Below are 20121 nucleotides of genomic sequence, written 5' to 3'. Positions count from 1 at the left end.
CACCGGGCTGCGTCAACAGTATTTGGGGCTAGACGACGCGATTCAGATCTCGCTGCGCAACTCAGAAGTGATTCGCGTATTGACGGGCGTGTCGGCGTCCTCGAGCGGCGCGACGATTTACGACCCAGCGATCAGCAACACGCAGATCGACGTGCAACGTGGACGCTTCGACCCTAGGATTGAATCCCAAAACGATTTCTCGCACTTCGAGCAACCGCAGGCGCAAGCGCTACCGCCGATCGGGCCGCCCGTCACTTCCTTTATCACCGGAAACCAAAACGACCAGTTCCGGTCCACGACGGGCCTGGCGAAAACCAACGTCTTGGGCGGCACGGGCAGCGTCAATTACGACATCAATCCGTTCCGCACCGACGCCTTTGGGCTGCCACTGAATTCGCAGACCACGACGGCCACCGACATGCGAATGACGCAGCCGATTTTGCAGGGCTTCGGCCCGGCGTTCAATCGGGCGCCGATCGTACTAGCGCGAATCGACACGGAGCGTTCCTTCTTCCAAATGAAGGACTCCGTACAGGGATTGGTGCGCGGGACCATCGAAGGCTATTGGAACATCGTCTTCGCGCGGACCGACGTCTGGGCGCGCGAACAACAGGTCCTCCAAGGCACGGAAGCGCTCCAGCGAGCCGAGGCGGGGTTGAGCGCGGGGTCCGTGGATCTGGCCGACGTGGCCCAGGCCCGCACGGCCCTGGCCGGATTCCGGGCAAATCTGATTTCCTCCCAGGCGAGCCTGTTACAACTGGAAGCGGCGTTTCGCAATTTACTCGGCTTGCCGCCCAGTGATGATTTGCGATTCATCCCGGTGACGCCGCCGGCGCGAGGGCGCGTGCAGCCAGAGTGGTACGGACTCCTGTCGCTCGCCGAGCAACAGCGGCCGGACTTGATCGAACTGAAACTGGTGCTCGACGCGGACTATCAGCAACTCATCCAAGCGCGGAACAATGCGCTGCCGCAACTCGACGCCATGGCGCTCTACCGCTGGAACGGCCTGGAAGGACGCACGCCTGACGATCGTTATATTCGCTCCGAAGACGGCGCGTTCACCGATTGGACTGCTGGCGTGACGTTTTCGGTGCCGCTCGGCCTGCGCGCTGGTCGGGCCGGCGTGCGCCAGCAAGAGTTATTGATCGCCCGCGATCGCGCGAATCTCAATCAGGGCATGCACAACGCCACGCACGATCTGGCAAACAGCGTGCGCAGTCTGGCTCAGTTCTACGAACAGTACCTGGCGTTTCGCGAACTGCGCGAGGCGGCTCGGGTCAACCTGGAAGCCCAATTCGCGCAATTCGTGGCGAACCAAACCATCTACTTGAACGTGCTCACGGCGATCACATCTTGGGGCAACGCGGTGAGTCAAGAGGCCCAGTCGCTATCGCAGTACAACATTGAACTGGCGAATCTAGAGCAACAGACCGGCACGATTCTCGAAACGCACGGCGTGCGGTTCTACGAAGAACGATTCCGTGCGATTGGGCCCTTCACGCGGTTGCTCCCGGATCGCACGTATCCGCGCGCGATGCCGTCGACGCCGAATACGCCGATGTATCCCGCCGGCAACCAACCGTCGGAGAATACGTTCGACTTGCGCGACCCGATCTCGCGCAAGCCACATATCGGGCCGGATCCATATATTGATCCGGAGGAAATCAAGGCTCTGCGCGAAGAGCAACGCCTGCGGCAGCAACAAGAAAACATGCCCCCGCAACCGCCGACGCCGGATTTGCCGCCTCCGGCGAACTGAGCACGCCCTCAGAAGGAACTTGTGTTCCGTCAAGACTACGAGTTCGGGTCATCAAGATTCGTGGGTGGCTAGGGTCGAGCGTACTCGCTAGGCCCCAGCTACCCACGCTTTCAAGTAACCCGAGCTCAACTTAAGAAGCCTCAAGACCGTGCTCCAGATGGACCACTTGCGCTGCAAAACGCCGAGTTATCCATGCACTTGGCGGCCCATAACCTGATCCGCCAACTGATGGCCGTGGCGGCGATTCAGGCGGACAGACCGCCCTGGACGGTGAGCTTCCAAGGGGCGCTGCAAACGATCACCAACCTGTTGCCGCTGTTGACCACGCGCCTCGCGACGGCGGACTGGCGCCATGCGCTGCCCGATGCCATTGCGACTAACGTCGTCGGCAGCCGACCAGACCGAATCGAGCCGCGAGTCAGAAAACGACGAACCAAACAAGGCAAACTCATGCGCGAACCACGTGACCACTACAAAAGACGAATGGCGGCATAGGGTTAGAAATGTTCAAGGGCCATTCGTTCCTGTCACCTTTTTGTCCCCCCTTTTCTGTCCGGCGGAGTAAAGGAGATGGTAAGGAGGCAATGCGCTGATCATTTCACTCAGTACAGCCACCCCGTCCGCTCTAGCACCTTTACCGTTCCGTCCCCGTGTTTCGCCGTCAGGCCGCGCGCGGAGGTGATGCTGCCGATGTCGGTGACTGGAATGCCCAGCGGTTGATCGCGCAGAAGGCGGGCGGCTTCTTCTGGCGGGACGGCTAGGATCAGTTCGAAGTCTTCGCCGTCGCCGAGGGCGTGCTCCAGCGCGGTGCGCGCTTTGGGATTATTGGCGAGGCGTTCTTGTTCCGCGAGGGCGGTCGCCGCGGTGGAGATGGGGATGCTGGGTAGATCGAGGATCGCGCCGCAGCCGCTGGCTTCCGTTATGCGCCAAAGGTCGATGGCCAGACCGTCGCTGCAATCGAGTCCCGCGTGCAATTCGTAGTTGGCATGCAAGCGCATCGCCTCGCTGACACGCGGCTCGAAATCGAAGTGCCGTCCGGAGATCGAGCCGCCAAATGCGCCGGTCACCAGAATGCGATCGCCGGGCTTTGCGCCGTCGCGCCGCAGCGTACCGCGCGCGGTCGGTTCGGCGATCAACGTAATGCTCACGGCCAGCTTGCCGGCCCAGGTGTTCGTATCGCCGCCGGCGATGGAAACGCCGAAGCGTTCCGCAAGTGGCAGCAAGCCTTCGTACAGTTCTTGCGCGAGTTGCAGCGCGCCGTGCTGAGGCAGTAGCAGATTGATGATCGCCGCAGTCGGCCGCGCGGCCATGGCCGCCGCGTCAGAGAGATTCACCGCGAGCGCCTTGCGACCTACGCGGCGCGGACCAGCTTCCGCGAGGTGGAAGTCGACGCCGTCGGCGACGAGGTCGCTGGTAACGACGCATTCTGCGCCGTCGGCCAGCCGTAATACGGCAGCGTCGTCACCGGGCCCCAGCCCGAGCCGTGGGTCGGGCGGAAGCCGTCGAGCGAGCCAGGCGAGGAACTCGAATTCCATGTTCCGGTCAACAACTGTCGCGGGGGTCGAATGAACATGGGCATCCGTGCCGAAAAGAAGTCAAAATCGTGATGTACGAGGCTAGAAGTTACGAACCAAGCACTCAGCGGACTCTAGGTTGCGAGCATCCTGCCTCGCATCGTTGATCCGCTCTCCCTCGCACCTCTCCTCTGCGTCTCAGCGCCACTGCGTTTCCAACGAAATCACTTCTGCAATCGTCGCGAGACGGTCATATGTCCGAAGAGCGTTTCGTTGTCGCGGAGGATGTAAAACTTCAGTGGATCCAGGTCGACGAAGTCTTCCCGATTGAGCACATAGCTTACATCATTCAGCGAAATCGTTTCCCAGACATGCATGCCGACCAGGACGTCGCCGCGGCGGATCCCCTGCTTCGCCGCGGGGCCGTCCGGACGCACTTCCAAAACCGTCAAACCGCCCCGATAACGGGAACGATATTGCTGGAACTGTTTAGACGGGATCGGTTTGAGCTTCAAGCCCAATAGCCCCCAAACGGGGTCGCTATCGGCCGGAATTCCCCCCGGCAAGGTGGCCAACGTGAGTGCCAGTTCCTTGGATTCTCCGTTCCGGTCGACCTGGACCTTCACTTCCTCACCGGCTCTCCGCCCCAACAGGCAGCGTTCGAAATCCAGCGGGCGTTCCACCGCTTCGCCGTCGACGGAAAGCACGGTGTCTCCCGGCTCCAGCCCGGCCGACGCGGCGGGGCTCGAATCGGCCAGGCGTTCGACCACGAAGCCAGGCGATTTGCCGGCCAGGTGCTTCGCCTCGACGCCGTGCCAGGCCACGCCCAGGCTTTGCGGATTCAGCATTTCGGCCGCGACGGCCAGGGCCTTATCGACGGGAATGGCAAAGCCAATTCCCTGGGCGCCGGCGCGAACGGCCACGACGATACCCACCATTTCGCCGTCGATATTCATCAACGGGCCACCGGAATTGCCGGGGTTGATGCTGGCGTCGGTCTGGATCAGATCGTCGTAGTTTTGGACGTCGCTGACTTGCACCGAGCGATGCAGGGCGCTCACAATGCCGCGCGTGGCGGTGTGGTCGTATCCATAGGCGTTGCCGACGGCGATCACCGACTCGCCGAGCATTAAGTCGCTGGACGTGCCGATCGAGATCACGGGCAACGATTCCTTCGTGTCGATCTTCAAGATCGCCAGGTCAGTCTGCGGATCGCGGGCGATCACCGTGGCGGTGAAGTTCCGCTTGTCGGCCAGCGCAACGTTAATCCGCCGCACGCCGTCCACGACGTGGTGGTTGGTCAGCAGGTAACCGCGGGCGTCGATCACCACGCCGGTCCCCATGCCGTTCACGCGCCGGTAGGGTTCTCCCGGGCCATGCTGCCCGTCGTCCTGGGCGACCGTCTTTTCGCCTTGGATGTTGACGATCGATTCCCGAGCGGCGTTGATGACCTTGACGATCGGGGTTTCCCGCAGCTCGGAAGCCGCCGCGGGACGAAGGGGCACATTGGCGAAGCCTGTGAAGAGGCTCAGCCCCAAGGTCAAAGCGGCGCGATAGGCGGGCGAACAAAGTTGTCGGTAGCGCATTGGGGTCGGGCGGCCGGAGTGGGGTCGTGGCTGCACTCTCAACCAATCCTGCCAGGCGGGCGAACGAGCGCGGTGCGGGCCGCGAACGTGGCCTGCCAATGCAGGTGGACTCGCTGACTAAATCGTCCCCCGCCAGAGGCTTGCTCCACCTCTCGTGCTAGCAACCGGAACACTCAACCCAGGTTGACGTTAGGTACGTTGCCTGTTGTTAAACTTTCCGGCTTGTGCCGGTGCTGCGGCATGAGCGTCGGCAGGCCAAAGGGAATTGGCGAAAACGACTATTCCTGCCACGCGGGCGACTATACTGGTGAGAGTAACACACTACTTTACCCGGCTTCTGGGACCCGCATGTTTCGCTCTGCTTTCCTGGCTAGCGCCCTATTGGGGAGTGGCCTTGGCCCGGTGTGCTTCGCAGCGCCAATTGAACTTCCGTCCTCGGACGATGGCGCGGCGACGCACCCGGCGGAAATTCGCGCCGCGATTGAGATGTTCGAGCAGGGTGACGTGAACGGTGCGTTCGAGCGGCTCAAGACTTCGGCCGCCGACTATCCGCACTTGCCGCCGCCGCGAATCATGCTCGCCAATCTCTATTTCAGTAGCGACAACTACGCCGCGGGTCGGCTGTCGCTAGAACAGGCCGCGGTCGAGCATCCTGAGGATCCCGAGACATTACTAATTCTGGGCGACCTGCTGATCCGTGAACGACGCTGGACCGAAGCCGACGCCTTGTACGGGCGCGGCGAAGCGCTGTGGAAAGAGTTCAAGGGAAACAAGGACCGCCGCCAGGAGTTGGAAGGCCGGCTCTGCGCCGGCCTGGCGGCGGTCGCCGAGGCCCGCACGCAATGGGAACTGGCGACCACCCGGCTCAAGCGCTGGATTGAAGTTGCCCCGAAAAAGATGGCCGCACATCAGCGCCTAGGGCGCGCGTATTTCATGCTCAAGCGAGAGAAAGAGGCCTTCGCTGAGTTTCAACTCGCGACCGCCAATGCCACCGGCGGCCCGCCGGCGCCGATCATGATGGCGATGCTTTTTTTGCAACAAGATCAGCTGGCAAAAGGCGAGGAGTGGATCAAGTACGCGCTCGACAAAGCGCCCCAGGACTTTCGCACGCAGCTCGGCGCAGCGCAATGGAATTGGGAAGCCGGACAATTGGAGGCCGCGGCCAAGCATGCCGCGGAGGCGATCAAGTTGAACGGCGACTCGCTCGACGCGAGGTTGTTGTCGGCGCAGGCGGCGTTCTATCAAGGTCAACTCAGCGACGCGGAAGTGCAACTCGAAGCCTTACGTGAATCGATGCCGGGCAACATCTTGGTGGTGAATCTGTTGGCCTGGACGCTCGCGTCCAGCGATGATGCCGCCAAAGTGCAGCGCTCCGTGGAGCTCGCCGCGATCAACTCGCAACGGTTTCCGGAGAGCGCCGACGCTGCGGTCACCCTGGCCTGGGCGCTCTTTCGCGACGGCAAGGAGGCCGAGTCGCATGCCAGTCTGAAGCGCGTCAAGGCGAATGCTCAGTTGAGCCGCGACGCGGCGTACTACGCGGCGCGCATCCTTGAGGCTGCCGGCGAGACCGAGCAGGCGAAGACGCTGTTGCGCGGCGCCCTGGAAAATGTCGGTCCGTTTGCGTCGGAATCCGAGGCCCGCGCTTGGAGCGCAACCTTGACGCCGGCGACCAGTCCTGGATCATGATCGTTGCCGCACTTACGTCTGGTGCGCGCCGACGCTTCTCTTCAACTTATCTCGACGGCCATCTTATGCGACGCTTCACGGCGACGGCGCTCACCGCGCTCGGCCTGATCATCACGAGCGCTTGCGGCGCCCAGAACACAACTTCCTCGACGGCGGCGCCCAACGCGAGCGGCACGTCCTCCGCAAAGAAAGAAGTCGCAGCCGAAACAACGGGCGGCAGCGCCGTCACCAATCTTCCACCGGCCGGCGACGCCATTTTCGCCGATATCACCGAGGCCGCGGGCATTAAGAACCCCGCTGGGCCTTGGCCCGATGGAAAATATCAAACGCCGGAAATCACCCCCGGCGGCCTGGCGCTGTTCGACTACGACGGTGACGACGACTTGGATATCTACCAGATCTGCCATGCCCCGCCTGGCTCGTTCGATACTCCGGCGCCGAACCGACTCTACCAGCAGCAGCCCGATCATACGTTTCGCGAAGTGCCCGACGCCGCGGGGTTAAACGATCCCGGTTTCGGCCACGGCGTGGCGATTGGCGATGTCGACAACGACGGCGATCTCGACGTGTACGTCACCAACTACGGGTACGACGCGTTCTATCGCAACCGCGGCGACGGGACCTTCGAGAACGTCACGGCGGCGGCCGGATTCCCGCACGAGCATCACTGGAGTTCCTCGACCGCGTTCCTCGACTACGACCGCGATGGCGATCTCGATTTGTTTGTCGTGCGTTTCGCGATCTTCGACCCGAACAAGCGCTGCAAGGGTTCCGCGTCGGACGCCGAACTGGATTACTGCGGCCCGCACACGTTCGACGGCGTGGCCGATTCGCTGTTCCGCAACAACGGCGACGGCACGTTCAGCGACGTGACTGTCGAAGCCAAGATGACCGCGCCGGCGCGGGGTTGGGGCCTCGTCACCGGCGATTTCAACGGCGACGGTTGGATTGATATCTACGTCGCGAACGACGAAGAGCCGGCGCAACTTTGGATCAACGGCCAGGACGGCACGTTTAACGACGAGGCCGCCATCGTGGGCTGCGCCTTTAACGGCGCGGGGCGCGTTGAGGCCGGCATGGGAACCGCGGCCGGAGACGTTAACGGCGACGGATTATTCGACCTGCTGAAAACCCACATCACGAGCGAGACGAATACGCTGTTCCTCGCTTCGGCCGACGGACTTTATACGGACTCCACCTCTGACGCCGGCATGGCGCCGATCGACCGCCCGTATACCGGCTGGGGCTGCGCGTTCCTGGATTTTGACCTCGACAGTGATCTCGATATCGCGATCGCCAACGGGCGCGTCACCCGCGGACCGGTCTTTCCCGGCGCGAATCTCGGCGCGTTCTGGAATCGCTTCGGGGAGCCCAAACTATTGTTTGCCAACGACGGAACAGGCAAGTTCGAATTCCTCGGTCCGAAGACCGGCGAATTCGGTGCGCGGCCGGAGGTCACGCGCGGACTTGCCGTTGGCGATCTGGATGAGGACGGGGATCTTGATCTGGTCGCCAACAACCTGGATAACACGCTGCGGATCTTCCGCAATGATGTGGCGCGCGCGGGTCGGCATTGGCTGGCGGTGCGCACGCGCACCGGCAAGCGCGATGCGCACGGCGCGCAGGTCTCGATCGAACTGGCTGGCAAGAAACTCGTCCGCCAGGCGAATCCGGCGTACAGCTATTTGGCTAGCAACGATCCCCGCGCGCATTTCGGACTCGGCGAGCATGCCGAAGTGAAATCGCTGCGTGTCACCTGGCCGGACGGCAAGCAGGAACGCTTCCCTGTCGATGGCGTGGACCGCACGATTGCAGTGGCGCAGGGCGCGGGGCAGGCCGTGGATTAGCAGGGCGGTATACGGATTAGCGGCAAAACGGGCAGGTCTGCGCTGCCGGGCGTGACGGTAATTCGAGGTAGCCGTATCCGCGCGCGATCGTGATGGCGCCGGTCGCGACGACGCACCAGGCCGCGACGAACATCAGCTTGCGGCGCGTTTGCACGCTGACGAGCGATGCGCCGGCGCCGGTGAGAATCATCATCGGCCAAGTGCCCAGTCCGAAGCAGGCCATGACCGCTGCGCCCTTCAGGAAATCGCCGGCGCTCGTGGCCAGGGCGATGTAAGCATAGACCAGGCCGCAGGGTAAGAAGCCGGTGAACAAACCTGCGACAAAGATGCCGCTCCAACCTGGCGCGGAGAGAAACGAGCGGAACATCGAGCCCGACAGACAGGCGAGGTGTTGAAAGTGGCGATTACTCGGCCGCCAGAGGCCGGTCGCCAATACGCCTTGCGTAATAAGCAGCACTCCGGCCACGAGCGCCAGCACGGCGGGGACGTTGATCCAGCCTTCCCATGCCCGCGCAAGTCGCATGCCGCCAAAGCCGGCGATGGCGCCCCCCGCGGCGTACGTGGTCACACGGCCTAGGCTGTAAATGAGTTGCCTGCCAAGGTTTTGCGACCAACTGTTGGCGCCGGCGCCGATTGCCATCGCAAAGCCGCCGCACATGCCGATGCAATGCGCGGAGCCCAGCAACCCGCCCAGCAAGATCAGCGGCCATTCGATCATGCGTGCAACTCCTCAGCTTGGTGCGCGTGCGCCGACAGCGGCGCGTCCGGCCAGGCGACCTGCGTCGACGCGCCAGTCGCTGGATCGTCGCGCAACCGCAGCGAATTCACCACGACGACGAGGCTGCTGACGACCATCGCGCCGGCTGCCCACATCGGATTCAACCAGCCTGCCGCGGCCAGGAGGATGCCGAGCACGTTGTAAGCGAACGCCCAGAAGAGGTTCTGCCGCATGATACGGACGCTCTTGCGCGCCAGCGCAATCGCCCAAGGCAGGCGGGACAAGTCGTTGCTCGTCAGGCAGATCGCGGCCGCGGCGCGGGTAAGATCAGCGCCTTGGCCCATGGCGATGCCAACGTCGCTGGCGGCCAAGGCCGGAGCGTCATTGACGCCGTCGCCGACCATCGCCACAGCGCCGTATTCCCGCTGCGCAGCGGCGATCGCCACCAACTTTTGGTCTGGAAGCAACTCCGGGATGACACGAATCCTCAGGGCGCCGGCCAAGGATTTGCCGCGGGCCGCGTGATCGCCGGTCAGGACGGCAAGATCCAACCCGAGCTCCGCGCATTCGTTCAGCGCCGCGGCGGCGCTTTCGCGGAGTTGCTCGCGAAAAACAAACACGCCATGTACCTGTCCCGCCCAACCTAGGAGCGTGAAGGACTCGCCTCGTTTCAAAGCGCGATTAACACGGCGGGCGACCGCTTCGTCGAGCGACAAGGCGTGTTCGCGCATCAAGGCCAGGTTTCCGAGAATCACTTCCCTGCCATCGGCGGCGCGCGTAGCCAGCAATCCACGGCCGGGCACGGTGCGCACGTCGCCGATCAGGGATTCGTCCGGTGCAGCATCGAAGTAGCAAGTGAGAGCGCTCGAAAACACATGCTGCGAACTCCGTGCCAGGACTGCCGTCACGGCGCGCGCTTCGTCGGCGTCGACGCTGTCGCCAAATACGGCGTCGGAGACTTCGGCGACGCCGGTAGTCAGCGTGCCGGTTTTGTCGAAGCGGATCGCGCGGACCTCGGCCAGTCGCTCCAGCGCTTCGCCATGGCGGAACAACACTTGTCGCTGAGCGGCCGCGTCCAGCGCCGCCCAGACGGCCATCGGCGTGGCAATGCCGAGCGCACACGGGCAGGCAATTAAGACGACCGCCAGCGACGCCATCAAGCCGGCTTCCCACCCAGACCACGCGGCATGCGCGACGAGCGTCGCGACGGCGATGACGCTCACCACCGGCGTAAACATGGCCGCGACGCGATCGGCCAGGCGTTCGTAGCGTCCCTTGCGAAGCCGCGCGCTACGCACCGCGTCGATCAACCGGGCGAGCGTCCCTGCCGTTGCCGGCGCCGTGACTTTCATCCGTAAATCACCGTCGAGATTGAGCGCGCCTCCCAGGAGAGTATCGCCGGGTTCCTTCACCGCCGGGCGACTTTCTCCGGTGAGCAGTTGTTCATCGACGGTCACGACGGCGCTTAACAGTACTCCGTCGGTGGGAAGGCGCTCCCCGGGCAACACGCGCACGACGTCGTGAACCAGGACCTCCGCGAGCGGGGTCTTCACCCAGCCTTCGTCGCGCCGGACTTGGGCAAACTCTGGCAGCAGTTTTTCCAAGGCGCTCAGCGATTCGGTCGTCTTGAGTTTGCCGGTGGCTTCGAGCCAGCGGCCGAGCGTGACCATCGTGAGCACGACGCAGCCGACTTCGAAATAGATCTGACCTGCGTCGCGGAACACGTTGACCATCGAGTACGCGAACGAAGCAAACACGCCGGCCACGAGCAACAGGTCCGCGGAAAAGCGGCCGCGGCGGAAATCACGCCAGGCGTTGGCGGCCAAAGGACCGCCGAGCAGCCACAGCACCGGTAAAGCGAACAGCAAGCTCAGATACCGAAACAGATCTTCCAGCGTGCTGGCCATTGGGCCGCCGCTGGCATCGTGCGAGTAGACGTCGCTGGTCCACAGAGCCATGCTGAACACGCTCTCGTTGAGCGTGAAGAACACGCCGAGTCCCAGCCGCGTGAGCGTGCCGCGCACGGCGCCGTGATCGCCGCGTTCATCGTTGACAGCCGCCGCGAGACGGCAACCGAAACAGCAGTAGTCCGGCTCCGCGCCGGCCGCCGCCGCCACGGTCCCGCGAAGCGGCAGACCGCAATAGGCGCACGCGGAAGTCTCAGACGGCGCGCTCGTCATGTCGGGGCCAACAGGCTGGCGCGAAGGTCTGGGAACAGGTATTGGATCGTGTAGTACACCACAAAGATCCAGAACAAAATCCAGATCATCCGCACGTACCAGGGAATCCGGCTGCCCATGTAACGGTGGTGTTGGTGTTCTTCGCGAGCGCCGGGATCTTCGACTTCTGCCATGGCGGGTTGCTTTCGGGTGGGCAAATAGTGCTGTACTAAGAACGCAGTACGCTAGCCCGACGTATGCCCGGCGTCCAACCGGCGCTCGTTTTCCAGCATGGCGTACTTGGGGCTTTCGATGTCGCGGAACATGCCGTGCAGCGTGGCCCAACCGAATAGGCACAAGAAGCCGAGGCTGGCCAACAGGTAGTTCAAGATTGGCGAGACCGCGAATGCGCCGTCGGCGTCGCCGCGATATAGCGCCACGAACTCGACGAACTTGGTGCCGAAGCCCCACAAGCTGGGAATCAGGATCGCCACGGCCAGTGCGCCGGTCACCAGGCGTCGCAGGCGCGCGGCGCGAAGATCGGCTGGCGCGGTTTCGGGATTACTCTTCATCTTCCCCTCCACTGTTGACGGCCGCGAGCGGTTCGTAGCGCTCGTAATACGGGTAGGTCTCGTGCCAGGAACCGAGCCATTGGATGTAAGTAATGAGGCCGAGCCCACGCGCGTTCGGCTGGTTGGGATTGCCGTCAAAGAACCAAGGGTACTCCGGCATCGGCGAATCGGCGCTCACCAGCGTAGGCTTAAAAAAGTGCGCGGCATGCCAATCGTTGGCGCGGCGTCCTCCTTCTCGCGTCAGGTCCGGCCCAACTCGCCGCGTGCCGAACATCACCGGGCGCTGGAGTTCGTTTTGATATTCCCACGACTTGGAGACCGCGCCCCAGCGGTCTTCCTCGCGCGAGACTGGGCGGATGAACTGGCTGTGGCAATGCCAACAGCCTTCGGCGACGTAGGCCTTGCGCCCCACGAGCAGTGCGCCGGCCGCTTGCTCGCGATACCAAGTCGCCTGCTGAGGCGCGTCGGCTGGCGGCTGACCATATGCCGCCTCGAACGATTCGGGGTAGCGCTTGTGCAGATCCTCGAACTGGTAGGCGAGGTTCTCGTTGACCAATTGCTGCGCGGTTTGCTCCGGCAGGTTTTGGTACATGCGGATCGGCACCATCGCGTTGGACACGAAGGCCAACAGGAAGAAGCCGATGCCGCCGATCAACAAGACGCCTGATTTACTTTCAAACATGCGCGGTCGCTCCTCGCGGCGCTGTGAGCGTGCGATAGAGGTTGTAGAAGAAACAGAGTTGTCCGCCGATGATCGCCAGGCCGGCGAACAGGCGCACGATCCAGAACGGATACGAGCCGTCCACGGACACGTCCCACGGCAACAGCGAGGCCCAGAAGTAGCCCTGAAACATGCCGGCCAGTCCCAGGTCGACGAACATCACGAACAAGCCGCCGGCGGAGAGCCAGAAGTGCCATTCGAGAAGTTCGCGACTGTACCACTCGTTGCCGCACAGCCGCGGGATCAGGTGGACCATGATGCCGATCAGCCAGAAGCTGAACACGCCGAACATCACCAGGTGCGCGTGTCCGACGACCCAGTCCGTGAAGTGAATGAGCGCCTGGAAGGTGAGCGTCACCTGCATGGCGCACTGCAGGCAGGTGATGAAATAAAACACCATTCCGGTATAGAACCAGCGGATCGGCAAGTTCGTCACGACAGCCCGGCCGGAACCCCGGAGCGTGCCGAAGAAGTTGATCACGACCGTCGTGACGACCAATTCGACGGCGACCGTGGCGATCACGGCGCCGTACTGAAGGAACATCGGGATCGGCGTGTACAGGAAGTGGTGGATGCCGTTCAGCGGGTAAAAGAAGGCCAATCCCCAGAAACCGACAAGTGACAGTCCATGGCTCCAGATCGGCTTCTTGAGCAGGATTGGCACGAAGTAGTACATCAGTCCCCAACCAAGCGGCGTGACGAACAGCCCGACCAGATCGTGGATGAACAAACCCGCGATCGCGCCGCCGCTCGAGCCGCTGATCCAATACTGAGGCAGAAAGTTGCCCATGGCGTAGGTCAGGAAGGTCCAGACGAACGCCGCCATGAAGTACCAGAGCGAGACGTAGAGCGGTCCCTTGGCTCGCACGATCGGCGCCATGAAATTGACGGCCACGAGGGCGAGTCCGGCGAGCGCCAAAGGATCGATCCAGACGGGGGTTTCGCCCCATTCGATGCCTTGCGCTTCGCCGAGCAAGATGCCGACGGCCGTGGCCAGGACCACGAATTGCCAGGCGGCAAAAATAAACCAACTGAGGGCCCGATTCGCGACGGGACGCAAGGTAAGCCGTGGAATCGCCCAGTGCAGCGAACCCAGAAAGGCGTTCGCCAGCCACCCGTACGCAATGGCGTTCGTATGGACCATTCGCCAGCGCCCTGGCGACATCAGTTCGATCCCCTGGATCGGATTCCAGCGCACCAACTGGAGCGCCATGAGCAATCCGCCCAGGAGTGAAATGGCGAAAAACGTCACGGCCGCCAGGTAGTACCAGAGGACCAGCTTACGATCGACCAGATCGTCGACGTGCTGGATGTTTTCGCTCACTGCCACGTCGGTCATATTCACTCCGATTCCACGCGGTAGGGATGAAATTCACCCAACGGGTACACCACCGCCATCGTCCAGCCGAATACGAGATGGGTCAGCGCTGCGACCCACGCGGGGATTTCTTCGACGATCCAGTTGCCGCCGAACAACAGCGGTTGCAGCCAGGACAGGATGAGATAGTAGTTCACGATCCAGACGCCGATGGCCAGGCCGCTGGAAAGCGCCAGCCGGCCGGCTAGCGAGGCCCTCGGGGCGAACCGGGCGATGGCCAACTGGAATAACATGCCCAGAAACATGCCGGCGCCGATGTAGAGGCAGCAACCGATGGCGAGCGTCATGCCGGAATCAATGCCTCGCGCCTTTTCTCCCATCGGAAAGGTGAGATAAACGCGGATCAACTCCAGCGGATGCTTGCCGACCAGCGACGCGCCGACGACGTTGAACAGCAGGCTGGTCACCGCGCCGAACGTGCCCAGCAGGAAGCCGGTCGTGGCGTAATACGCCGTGTAGAACTTCGGCGGCTGCCACGGCGGCTCGGACTCGCGCTCGACTTCGGCCTCCAGTGCGCGCACGCGCTCCCGCAGGCGTTCCAGTTCCTCGGATTTTTGATCGGCGTTCATCATTCCCCCTCGGGCGCCGGCGCGCCGTCACTTGGAGTTTCGCTCGCAGCGCTCGCCGCCGTCTCCTCCGCCGGACCTTGCGCTCGCAGGCTCGGTTCCGGCGGCAAACTGGCGCGGCGCTGATTGGCGACATGCAGAACGTAATGCACCAGACGCCACATCGTGTCGGGATCCTTGGCGGTCGCCGGGTCTTTGCCTTCCGGATCGAACACGGCGCGAAACGAGGGCATCGGCGTGCCGTTGATGCCGGACGAAATGCGGCGATAAATGTCGATCGGCCGCTGCCCGCCGTGCAGCATGCCGGCGGTAATGTCGGCCGCGTTCGTGGGGAAGCCCCAGACGTCGGTCCCGACGTTGTCCTGTGTCTTGCCGCGGCCGTCATTGCCGTGACACTTCGAACAGCCTTCGGTGAGAAACGCCTGGCGGCCGAGCTCGACGGATTCCGGCGTCATGGCCGGCATCACGGTGAGCGGACGCACCACCGACTCCGCGCTGCGGTGCCAGGCCGCGACAACTTCTTGATGGACGTCGTTGAATTCCATTTCTTCTTCGGCCTCGGCGTAAGCCGTCGCCAACACTTCCGTCTCGCCGCGCTGGGCCAGGAGAATCACGTAGTCCACGACTGCGGCGAGCTCCGTCGGAGGCAGCAGGGCGAACGACGGCATCGACGTGCCGACAACTCCCTCGCGCACCGTGCGAAGCAGGTCTTCGCGGCGCGGACGCTCTCCGTAAGGAGTGCTGGTGAATTTGAAGATGCCGGGACGGTAGTCGCGCGGACGCGGCTTGAGAAACTCCGCGGCGGCGCCGGCGCCATCGCCATTGACGCCATGACACTGAGTGCATCGCTTGGCGTAAAGCTTAGCGCCGAACTGCAAATGATCGCGGACTTCCTCGTCGGCGCCGGGCCGTGTCGGCGCCAGCCGCGTGACGAACGCGGGGCTTAGTTGCGCGACGATCTTGTCGCGCGCCGCGGCGTCTTCCAGAGACTTCAGCTGCTCGCTCGCGCTCCATTCGGGTACTTGGGCCGGCTCGCAGCCAGCCACCGCGCCGACGATCAGGAACGCGGCGCAACGGAGATATCGGTTCATTGGCGAGCGGGCCCGTCTACGCGTGGCGTCCATGCTGTGCGGATGTGGAAGGAGAAAAACGCGTCAGCGTTGGGCGTGCTCCACCGCAGATCGAGTGCCAAGCGAGCGAAATTGTGACCGCGCGCTTCGTTAGGCTCAGGCGAATCGTGGGAACCGCAGGCGCGGTAACGAGTTGGGAACGGAGCAATATGCGACGACCGGCGCGACGGGAAAAATCGTTTGCGGCGCCGCGTGACAATTCCGCACACTTGCTCGTCGCAAAATGTGTCCCCATCTGGCACACTTGAGGTCGGGAACCGGCGGTGGCATGGCCGCCGCATGGTGCGAAATCCTCAACCAGACGCATGGGGATTGCGTAGGTGCGTCCAATTCGCCATGGTTCCTGGTGGTTTGGCTCCAGAGTTGCGATCAGCGTAGAAGATCGAGCCATTTCGATTCGATCTCCATAAAACCGATCTGGCCTATGGCAAACACCGTTGATTCCATGCCGCTCCCGACGAAGATGCACGAGGATTGCGACCGCCCGCCGACGGAACGTGCCGGGGGCACGACGTCGAGCGCCGTCCGAATGTCGCGGACCATGGTCAACTTGCTGCTCGACGCGACATTGCTGATCGTCCTGACGGCCGTTTTAGCTGTCGGCTTGGTGGTGCAATTCGTGTTTCCGCCGGGAACGTCCGCGGATGGTTGGACGTTGTGGGGCTGGTCGTACAATGCCTGGAGCCGGTGGCAATTCGGTCTGATCAGTCTGTTGACGCTGGGCGTGCTGGTGCATGTGATGTTGCACTGGAGTTGGGTCTGTGGCGTGGTCGTCAGCAAATTGTTGCGTCAAAAGCGCCCACCGCAGATGGACGACGGCATCCGCACCTTGTACGGCGTCGCGACGCTGATCGTGCTGTTGGGCGTGATCGGCGTCATCGTGGCGGCCGCGAATCTGGCGGTTCGGTCCGCGCCCTTGCCGGGCGCGGGCTGAGGCAACTGCGCATCAGGGATACGCATCCACCGCACTAACTGAGTCAATGGGCTGGTATGGACGCTGAAAATCACCAAGCGCCGGCGCCGGAGGATGACCATCAAGCGCCACAGGAGATTGTGGGACTTCGCGAACGCCTGGAGTTCCTGGAGTTTGACGAACAAGATCGTGCGCGACTCCAGGAGCTGAACGAGCGACTCCTGGCGTCGCGCGCCCGGTTCGTCGATGAGTTCTACGAGCATCTCTTCAAGTTCGAGGCCACGGCCCGCTTTCTGCGCGACCCGGAGCTCGTGGAGCGCCTGAAAGAATCGCAGATGGAGCATCTGCGGCGGATGTTGGCCGCCGAGTGGAGCGACGAATACATGGACCGTTGCTTTCGCGTCGGCGATGTACACGCCCGCGTGGGGATCAGCCCGCAAATGTTTCTCGGCGCCTACAGCAAGTATCTGCAGTTTTGCGTGGAGCGGCTGGCGGAAGAGTTGGACGAACCGTCACGGCATTTCGCTTCCCTGGTGCGCGCGGTACAGAAAGCGGTGTTCTTCGACATTGGATTGACGCTCGAGGCGTACTTCAGCCGGATGACGGCGAATCTGCGTCGAGCGCTCGATTTGGTCTATCAGGCGAACGCCGAGCTCCGGCAGTTCGCGCAATTAACGTCGCACGACTTGAAGACGCCGCTGGCGACCATGGTCAACTTGTGCGACGAGGCGCTGGACGAGTTCGGCCCCCAGATCCCGGGGGAAGCCGGCAAGTTGATTCAAGCGGCGCGCAATCGCGCCCTGCGAATGAGCGACACGATCGACGACTTGCTGCAGTCGGCGATCTCCCTGCACGAAGAGCAAACGCCGGAATCGCTCTCACCGGAACCGGTGTTGTTGGAGACCGTGGAGCTACTGCGTCCCATGATGGAACAGAAGCACATCACGATCACGCTGCCGGAACGCATCCCCGTCGTGCGCGCGGATCGCGTGCGTCTGCGCGAAGTGTTCTTCAATCTCCTATCGAACGCCATCAAGTACAACGACAAACCGGCGGGGAGAATCACCGTCCGTGCGGACGTCGACGAACGCCATTGCACGATCTCGATTATCGATAACGGACCAGGCATCCCGCCGCACGAGTTGACGCGCGTGTTCGTCCCGTTTCGGCGGCTTGACGTCCATCGCGATACGCCCGGCTCCGGGCTGGGCCTCTATTTCGCCAAGACGCTTGTCGAGCAACAAGGAGGCACGATCTGGGCGGAATCGCAGCCCGGGCAAGGCTGCGCGTTCCACATCCGCCTGCTGCTCGCCACGGCGCAGGAGGAGTGATGTGATCTCGCGTCGCGCGACGCTCAGTCCGTCACCGGCGTTTGCGCCGTCTGCGTTATGCCGTCCGAGGGCTGGTCGCCCTCGTACTTTTCCAGCAGTCGATAGAGGCTCCGGCGGCTGACGCCGAGGACGCGCGCGGCCCGCGACTTGTTCCCGCGTTCGCGTTCCAGCACTTCCTTGATGTGCAAACGCTGGCGTTCGGAGAGGGCGTCGCTGTTGATGGCCGGTATCGAGGAATCGTCGTTGCGCCCGGGGGCGGGAATGATCTCGCCCGGCAAGTCGCGCAAGCGGATGCAGTGGTCATCGGCCATGATCTGCGCGCGTTCCAGCGCGTTGAACAACTGCCGGACGTTGCCGGGCCAAGGGTACGCCTCGATCACCTGCATGGCGTCCGGCTCGATGGTCCAGGCGTTGCCCAGCATCTTTTTGACCAAGAGCGGAATGTCGCCTTGCCGCTCGCGCAGAGGCGGCAGGGTCAACGACATGACGTTGATGCGGTAGTACAAATCCTCGCGGAAGTTTTTCTTGGCCACTTCCTGCTGCATGTCGCGGTTCGTGGCCGCCAGCAGCCGCACGTCGACACGTCGCTCTTTCAGCGAACCGACGCGGCGCATCGAACCGTCCTCCAGCACGCGCAACAACTTCGCCTGCAATGATGGCGCGAGTTCCCCGATCTCATCAATGAACAGCGTACCGCCGTCGGCAACTTCGAAGAGCCCTTGCTTCGTGGCGATCGCGCCGGTGAATGATCCTTTTTCGTGGCCGAACAGTTCGCTCTCCAGGAGATTCTCCGGCAGCGCCGCGCAATTGATCACCACCAGCGGCTTCGCGGCCCGAGGACTGGCCCGATGCAGCGCGTGGGCCACCAACTCCTTGCCCGTGCCGCTTTCGCCTTGAATGAGAATGGATTTGTCGGTCGGTCCGGCGCGGTCAATGAGACGCGCCAGTTCCTGCATGGCGGCCGATTTGCCGATGATCTCCGGCGCATGCTGCGCGCGCCCGAGCGCCGCCTTGAGTTGCGCATTTTCCTTGCGGAGCTGGCGGCGGTCGTACGCCTTTTCGATCAGCAACTCCAGATCGGCCAGCGGAAACGGCTTTTGCAGGAAGTCTGTGGCGCCGAGTTTCATCGCTTCCACCGCAGTTTCGATCGTCCCCTGTCCGGTGAGCAGAATCACTTCGCAGTCGGGATGCGAGATCTTCAATCGCTCCAGCACCTGCAGGCCGGATAGTCCCGGCATCACCATGTCGAGAATCACGACGTCAAATTGCCGTCGCTCGGCCAACTGCAGCGCTTGCTCGCCGTGAATGGCTTCTTGCACCTGATACCCGCGCCGCACGAACCGCCGCGCGACGGTTTCACGAAATTCCCGGTCGTCGTCGACGACGAGCAGGTCGATTTTGGCTGGATCGAATTGCATACGTGGTCCTTGGTGGCTCGTCTCGCTGTCGATTGTACAGCAACGCCCGTGCCGCCGAGTCGCCGGGGCGCGAAGTACCGCTTTTGCCGGGCAAGTGCGTGGACGTGACGAATTGACGAGGTAGGAACGCTGTGCGGAAAGCGCCCACCTGTGCGGAGAGGCTCATGTCGGCCAAATGTGATTTGCCAAGGTCCCTGTCGTGGCACGGTCTCCCGACCGCTGTTGTGCGCGGGTCTCCCGACCCCGCACTCCCGTCGACCGCAGGTCTCCAATGCATCACGCCGGGCCGGGAGACCTTCGGTCGGGGCCAGTGCGGGGTCGGGAGACCCGCGCACAACAGACCCGCGCGCAACAGGGTTTACGATTTCTCGGCCGCATACGCCGGCAGGGCGTTCACGATCGCCACGGTTTCCACGCTGACGCGGATCACCTGGCCCACCAGGCGGACGATGTATTGCTCGTCGTCTTCCCGGTTCGGGTCGGAGGTGATGCCGCTGCGTTTGTCGGTGCTGACCTGGTACTGGTCGATGACCCAATCCAACGCCGAGCGGTTGCCGAGACGGTAGTTGAACGCCTCGGGCGGAATGCCGGCCAGCGTCAGCGACTTGTTGACTGCCAGCCGCTCCTTGTCCTTCGCGAGCCGCATCTTGTCCTCGACGCGGTACGAAAGCGGCACGCCGGGCGTTTCGATGAGCTCCAAGTCCCACGGCTTGAGCTGCTCGTAGTCGAGGTGCAGCTCGGCCAGCTGCTCGAAAGTGAAGCAGCCAGACACTGCCGTATGAAATAGCCCAACGAAACCTAGAAAAAGAAACAGACACGGCCT

18 protein-coding genes are annotated in these 20121 nt (G+C 62.9%); 6 read left to right on the top strand and 12 right to left on the bottom strand.

Features of this window, described 5'->3' with window-relative positions:
* Window positions 1-1759: TolC family protein (locus SGJ19_08875; protein MDZ4780352.1), on the top strand; the 1759-nt coding region annotated here is incomplete at its 5' end.
* A gap of 192 nt (window positions 1760-1951) precedes the next feature.
* Window positions 1952-2254: a hypothetical protein gene (locus SGJ19_08870; GenBank protein ID MDZ4780351.1), complete on the top strand. Its 303-nt coding sequence runs from the start codon at window positions 1952-1954 to the stop codon at window positions 2252-2254.
* Window positions 2255-2361: 107 nt separating this feature from the next.
* Here SGJ19_08870 and SGJ19_08865 read toward each other — a convergent pair whose 3' ends face one another.
* Together SGJ19_08865 and SGJ19_08860 are read right to left on the bottom strand one after the other, a co-directional pair.
* Window positions 2362-3294, bottom strand: a complete 933-nt coding sequence (locus SGJ19_08865) for a thiamine-phosphate kinase (protein MDZ4780350.1) — start codon at window positions 3292-3294, stop codon at window positions 2362-2364.
* 203 nt (window positions 3295-3497) lie between these two features.
* Window positions 3498-4859: a trypsin-like peptidase domain-containing protein gene (locus SGJ19_08860; GenBank protein ID MDZ4780349.1), complete on the bottom strand. Its 1362-nt coding sequence runs from the start codon at window positions 4857-4859 to the stop codon at window positions 3498-3500.
* 348 nt (window positions 4860-5207) lie between these two features.
* Here SGJ19_08860 and SGJ19_08855 point away from each other — a divergent pair, with 348 nt between their 5' ends.
* Both SGJ19_08855 and SGJ19_08850 read left to right on the top strand, forming a co-directional pair.
* Window positions 5208-6545, top strand: a complete 1338-nt coding sequence (locus SGJ19_08855; protein ID MDZ4780348.1) for a tetratricopeptide repeat protein — start codon at window positions 5208-5210, stop codon at window positions 6543-6545.
* Between the two features lie 65 nt (window positions 6546-6610).
* A complete protein-coding gene (locus SGJ19_08850; GenBank protein MDZ4780347.1) occupies window positions 6611-8392 on the top strand; it encodes a CRTAC1 family protein in 1782 nt (593 codons plus the stop codon).
* Between the two features lie 16 nt (window positions 8393-8408).
* Here the strand turns inward: SGJ19_08850 and SGJ19_08845 are convergent, their stop codons facing one another.
* Genes SGJ19_08845 through SGJ19_08810 form a run of 8 tightly spaced genes read right to left on the bottom strand, consistent with a single transcriptional unit; the run spans window position 8409 to window position 15597 of the window.
* Window positions 8409-9110: a sulfite exporter TauE/SafE family protein gene (locus SGJ19_08845; GenBank protein ID MDZ4780346.1), complete on the bottom strand. Its 702-nt coding sequence runs from the start codon at window positions 9108-9110 to the stop codon at window positions 8409-8411.
* Complete coding sequence (locus tag SGJ19_08840) at window positions 9107-11290, bottom strand: cation-translocating P-type ATPase (protein ID MDZ4780345.1); 2184 nt, start codon at window positions 11288-11290, stop codon at window positions 9107-9109. The genes SGJ19_08845 and SGJ19_08840 overlap by 4 nt, the downstream gene beginning before the upstream one ends.
* Window positions 11287-11463 (bottom strand): hypothetical protein, encoded by a 177-nt coding sequence (locus SGJ19_08835; GenBank protein MDZ4780344.1) that lies wholly within the window; start codon window positions 11461-11463, stop codon window positions 11287-11289. Before SGJ19_08835 ends, SGJ19_08840 begins: the two co-directional genes overlap by 4 nt.
* Window positions 11464-11514: 51 nt before the next feature.
* Complete coding sequence (locus SGJ19_08830) at window positions 11515-11841, bottom strand: hypothetical protein (GenBank protein MDZ4780343.1); 327 nt, start codon at window positions 11839-11841, stop codon at window positions 11515-11517.
* Window positions 11831-12523 (bottom strand): cbb3-type cytochrome c oxidase subunit II, encoded by a 693-nt coding sequence (locus tag SGJ19_08825; protein MDZ4780342.1) that lies wholly within the window; start codon window positions 12521-12523, stop codon window positions 11831-11833. The genes SGJ19_08830 and SGJ19_08825 overlap by 11 nt, the downstream gene beginning before the upstream one ends.
* A complete protein-coding gene (locus SGJ19_08820; GenBank protein MDZ4780341.1) occupies window positions 12516-13901 on the bottom strand; it encodes a cbb3-type cytochrome c oxidase subunit I in 1386 nt (461 codons plus the stop codon). The genes SGJ19_08825 and SGJ19_08820 overlap by 8 nt, the downstream gene beginning before the upstream one ends.
* A 2-nt stretch (window positions 13902-13903) precedes the next feature.
* The gene (locus SGJ19_08815; GenBank protein MDZ4780340.1) at window positions 13904-14509 is read right to left on the bottom strand and encodes a hypothetical protein; all 606 of its coding nucleotides are present in this window, start codon (window positions 14507-14509) and stop codon (window positions 13904-13906) included.
* Entirely contained in the window at window positions 14509-15597 is a 1089-nt protein-coding gene (locus SGJ19_08810) for a c-type cytochrome (protein ID MDZ4780339.1), read from the bottom strand. The genes SGJ19_08815 and SGJ19_08810 overlap by 1 nt, the downstream gene beginning before the upstream one ends.
* A gap of 463 nt (window positions 15598-16060) precedes the next feature.
* On the opposite strand from SGJ19_08810, the gene SGJ19_08805 reads away from it, so the two are divergent.
* On the top strand, window positions 16061-16570 hold the full coding sequence (locus tag SGJ19_08805; GenBank protein MDZ4780338.1) for a hypothetical protein: 510 nt from the start codon (window positions 16061-16063) through the stop codon (window positions 16568-16570).
* Between the two features lie 56 nt (window positions 16571-16626).
* Window positions 16627-17880: a protoglobin domain-containing protein gene (locus SGJ19_08800; protein MDZ4780337.1), complete on the top strand. Its 1254-nt coding sequence runs from the start codon at window positions 16627-16629 to the stop codon at window positions 17878-17880.
* Between the two features lie 23 nt (window positions 17881-17903).
* Here SGJ19_08800 and SGJ19_08795 read toward each other — a convergent pair whose 3' ends face one another.
* Both SGJ19_08795 and SGJ19_08790 read right to left on the bottom strand, forming a co-directional pair.
* Entirely contained in the window at window positions 17904-19298 is a 1395-nt protein-coding gene (locus SGJ19_08795; GenBank protein ID MDZ4780336.1) for a sigma-54 dependent transcriptional regulator, read from the bottom strand.
* A 358-nt stretch (window positions 19299-19656) separates the two neighbouring features.
* Window positions 19657-20070, bottom strand: a complete 414-nt coding sequence (locus SGJ19_08790; GenBank protein ID MDZ4780335.1) for a type ISP restriction/modification enzyme — start codon at window positions 20068-20070, stop codon at window positions 19657-19659.
* Between the last annotated feature and the right edge of the window lie 51 nt (window positions 20071-20121).

This window comes from Planctomycetia bacterium, from assembly GCA_034440135.1.
In the GTDB taxonomy this organism is placed as follows: Bacteria; Planctomycetota; Planctomycetia; order Pirellulales; family JALHLM01; genus JALHLM01.
This window is presented reverse-complemented; position numbering and strand designations above follow the sequence as displayed.

What these genes read in the sequence shown, in the direction of transcription:
- SGJ19_08870 (MDZ4780351.1), top strand. Translation starts at nt 1,952, where the DNA reads ATGCACTTGGCGGCCCATAACCTGATCCGCCAACTGATGGCCGTGGCG.
- SGJ19_08865 (MDZ4780350.1), bottom strand. Translation starts at nt 3,294, where the DNA reads ATGGAATTCGAGTTCCTCGCCTGGCTCGCTCGACGGCTTCCGCCCGAC.
- SGJ19_08860 (MDZ4780349.1), bottom strand. Translation starts at nt 4,859, where the DNA reads ATGCGCTACCGACAACTTTGTTCGCCCGCCTATCGCGCCGCTTTGACC.
- SGJ19_08855 (MDZ4780348.1), top strand. Translation starts at nt 5,208, where the DNA reads ATGTTTCGCTCTGCTTTCCTGGCTAGCGCCCTATTGGGGAGTGGCCTT.
- SGJ19_08850 (MDZ4780347.1), top strand. Translation starts at nt 6,611, where the DNA reads ATGCGACGCTTCACGGCGACGGCGCTCACCGCGCTCGGCCTGATCATC.
- SGJ19_08845 (MDZ4780346.1), bottom strand. Translation starts at nt 9,110, where the DNA reads ATGATCGAATGGCCGCTGATCTTGCTGGGCGGGTTGCTGGGCTCCGCG.
- SGJ19_08840 (MDZ4780345.1), bottom strand. Translation starts at nt 11,290, where the DNA reads ATGACGAGCGCGCCGTCTGAGACTTCCGCGTGCGCCTATTGCGGTCTG.
- SGJ19_08835 (MDZ4780344.1), bottom strand. Translation starts at nt 11,463, where the DNA reads ATGGCAGAAGTCGAAGATCCCGGCGCTCGCGAAGAACACCAACACCAC.
- SGJ19_08830 (MDZ4780343.1), bottom strand. Translation starts at nt 11,841, where the DNA reads ATGAAGAGTAATCCCGAAACCGCGCCAGCCGATCTTCGCGCCGCGCGC.
- SGJ19_08825 (MDZ4780342.1), bottom strand. Translation starts at nt 12,523, where the DNA reads ATGTTTGAAAGTAAATCAGGCGTCTTGTTGATCGGCGGCATCGGCTTC.
- SGJ19_08820 (MDZ4780341.1), bottom strand. Translation starts at nt 13,901, where the DNA reads ATGACCGACGTGGCAGTGAGCGAAAACATCCAGCACGTCGACGATCTG.
- SGJ19_08815 (MDZ4780340.1), bottom strand. Translation starts at nt 14,509, where the DNA reads ATGAACGCCGATCAAAAATCCGAGGAACTGGAACGCCTGCGGGAGCGC.
- SGJ19_08810 (MDZ4780339.1), bottom strand. Translation starts at nt 15,597, where the DNA reads ATGAACCGATATCTCCGTTGCGCCGCGTTCCTGATCGTCGGCGCGGTG.
- SGJ19_08805 (MDZ4780338.1), top strand. Translation starts at nt 16,061, where the DNA reads ATGGCAAACACCGTTGATTCCATGCCGCTCCCGACGAAGATGCACGAG.
- SGJ19_08800 (MDZ4780337.1), top strand. Translation starts at nt 16,627, where the DNA reads ATGGACGCTGAAAATCACCAAGCGCCGGCGCCGGAGGATGACCATCAA.
- SGJ19_08795 (MDZ4780336.1), bottom strand. Translation starts at nt 19,298, where the DNA reads ATGCAATTCGATCCAGCCAAAATCGACCTGCTCGTCGTCGACGACGAC.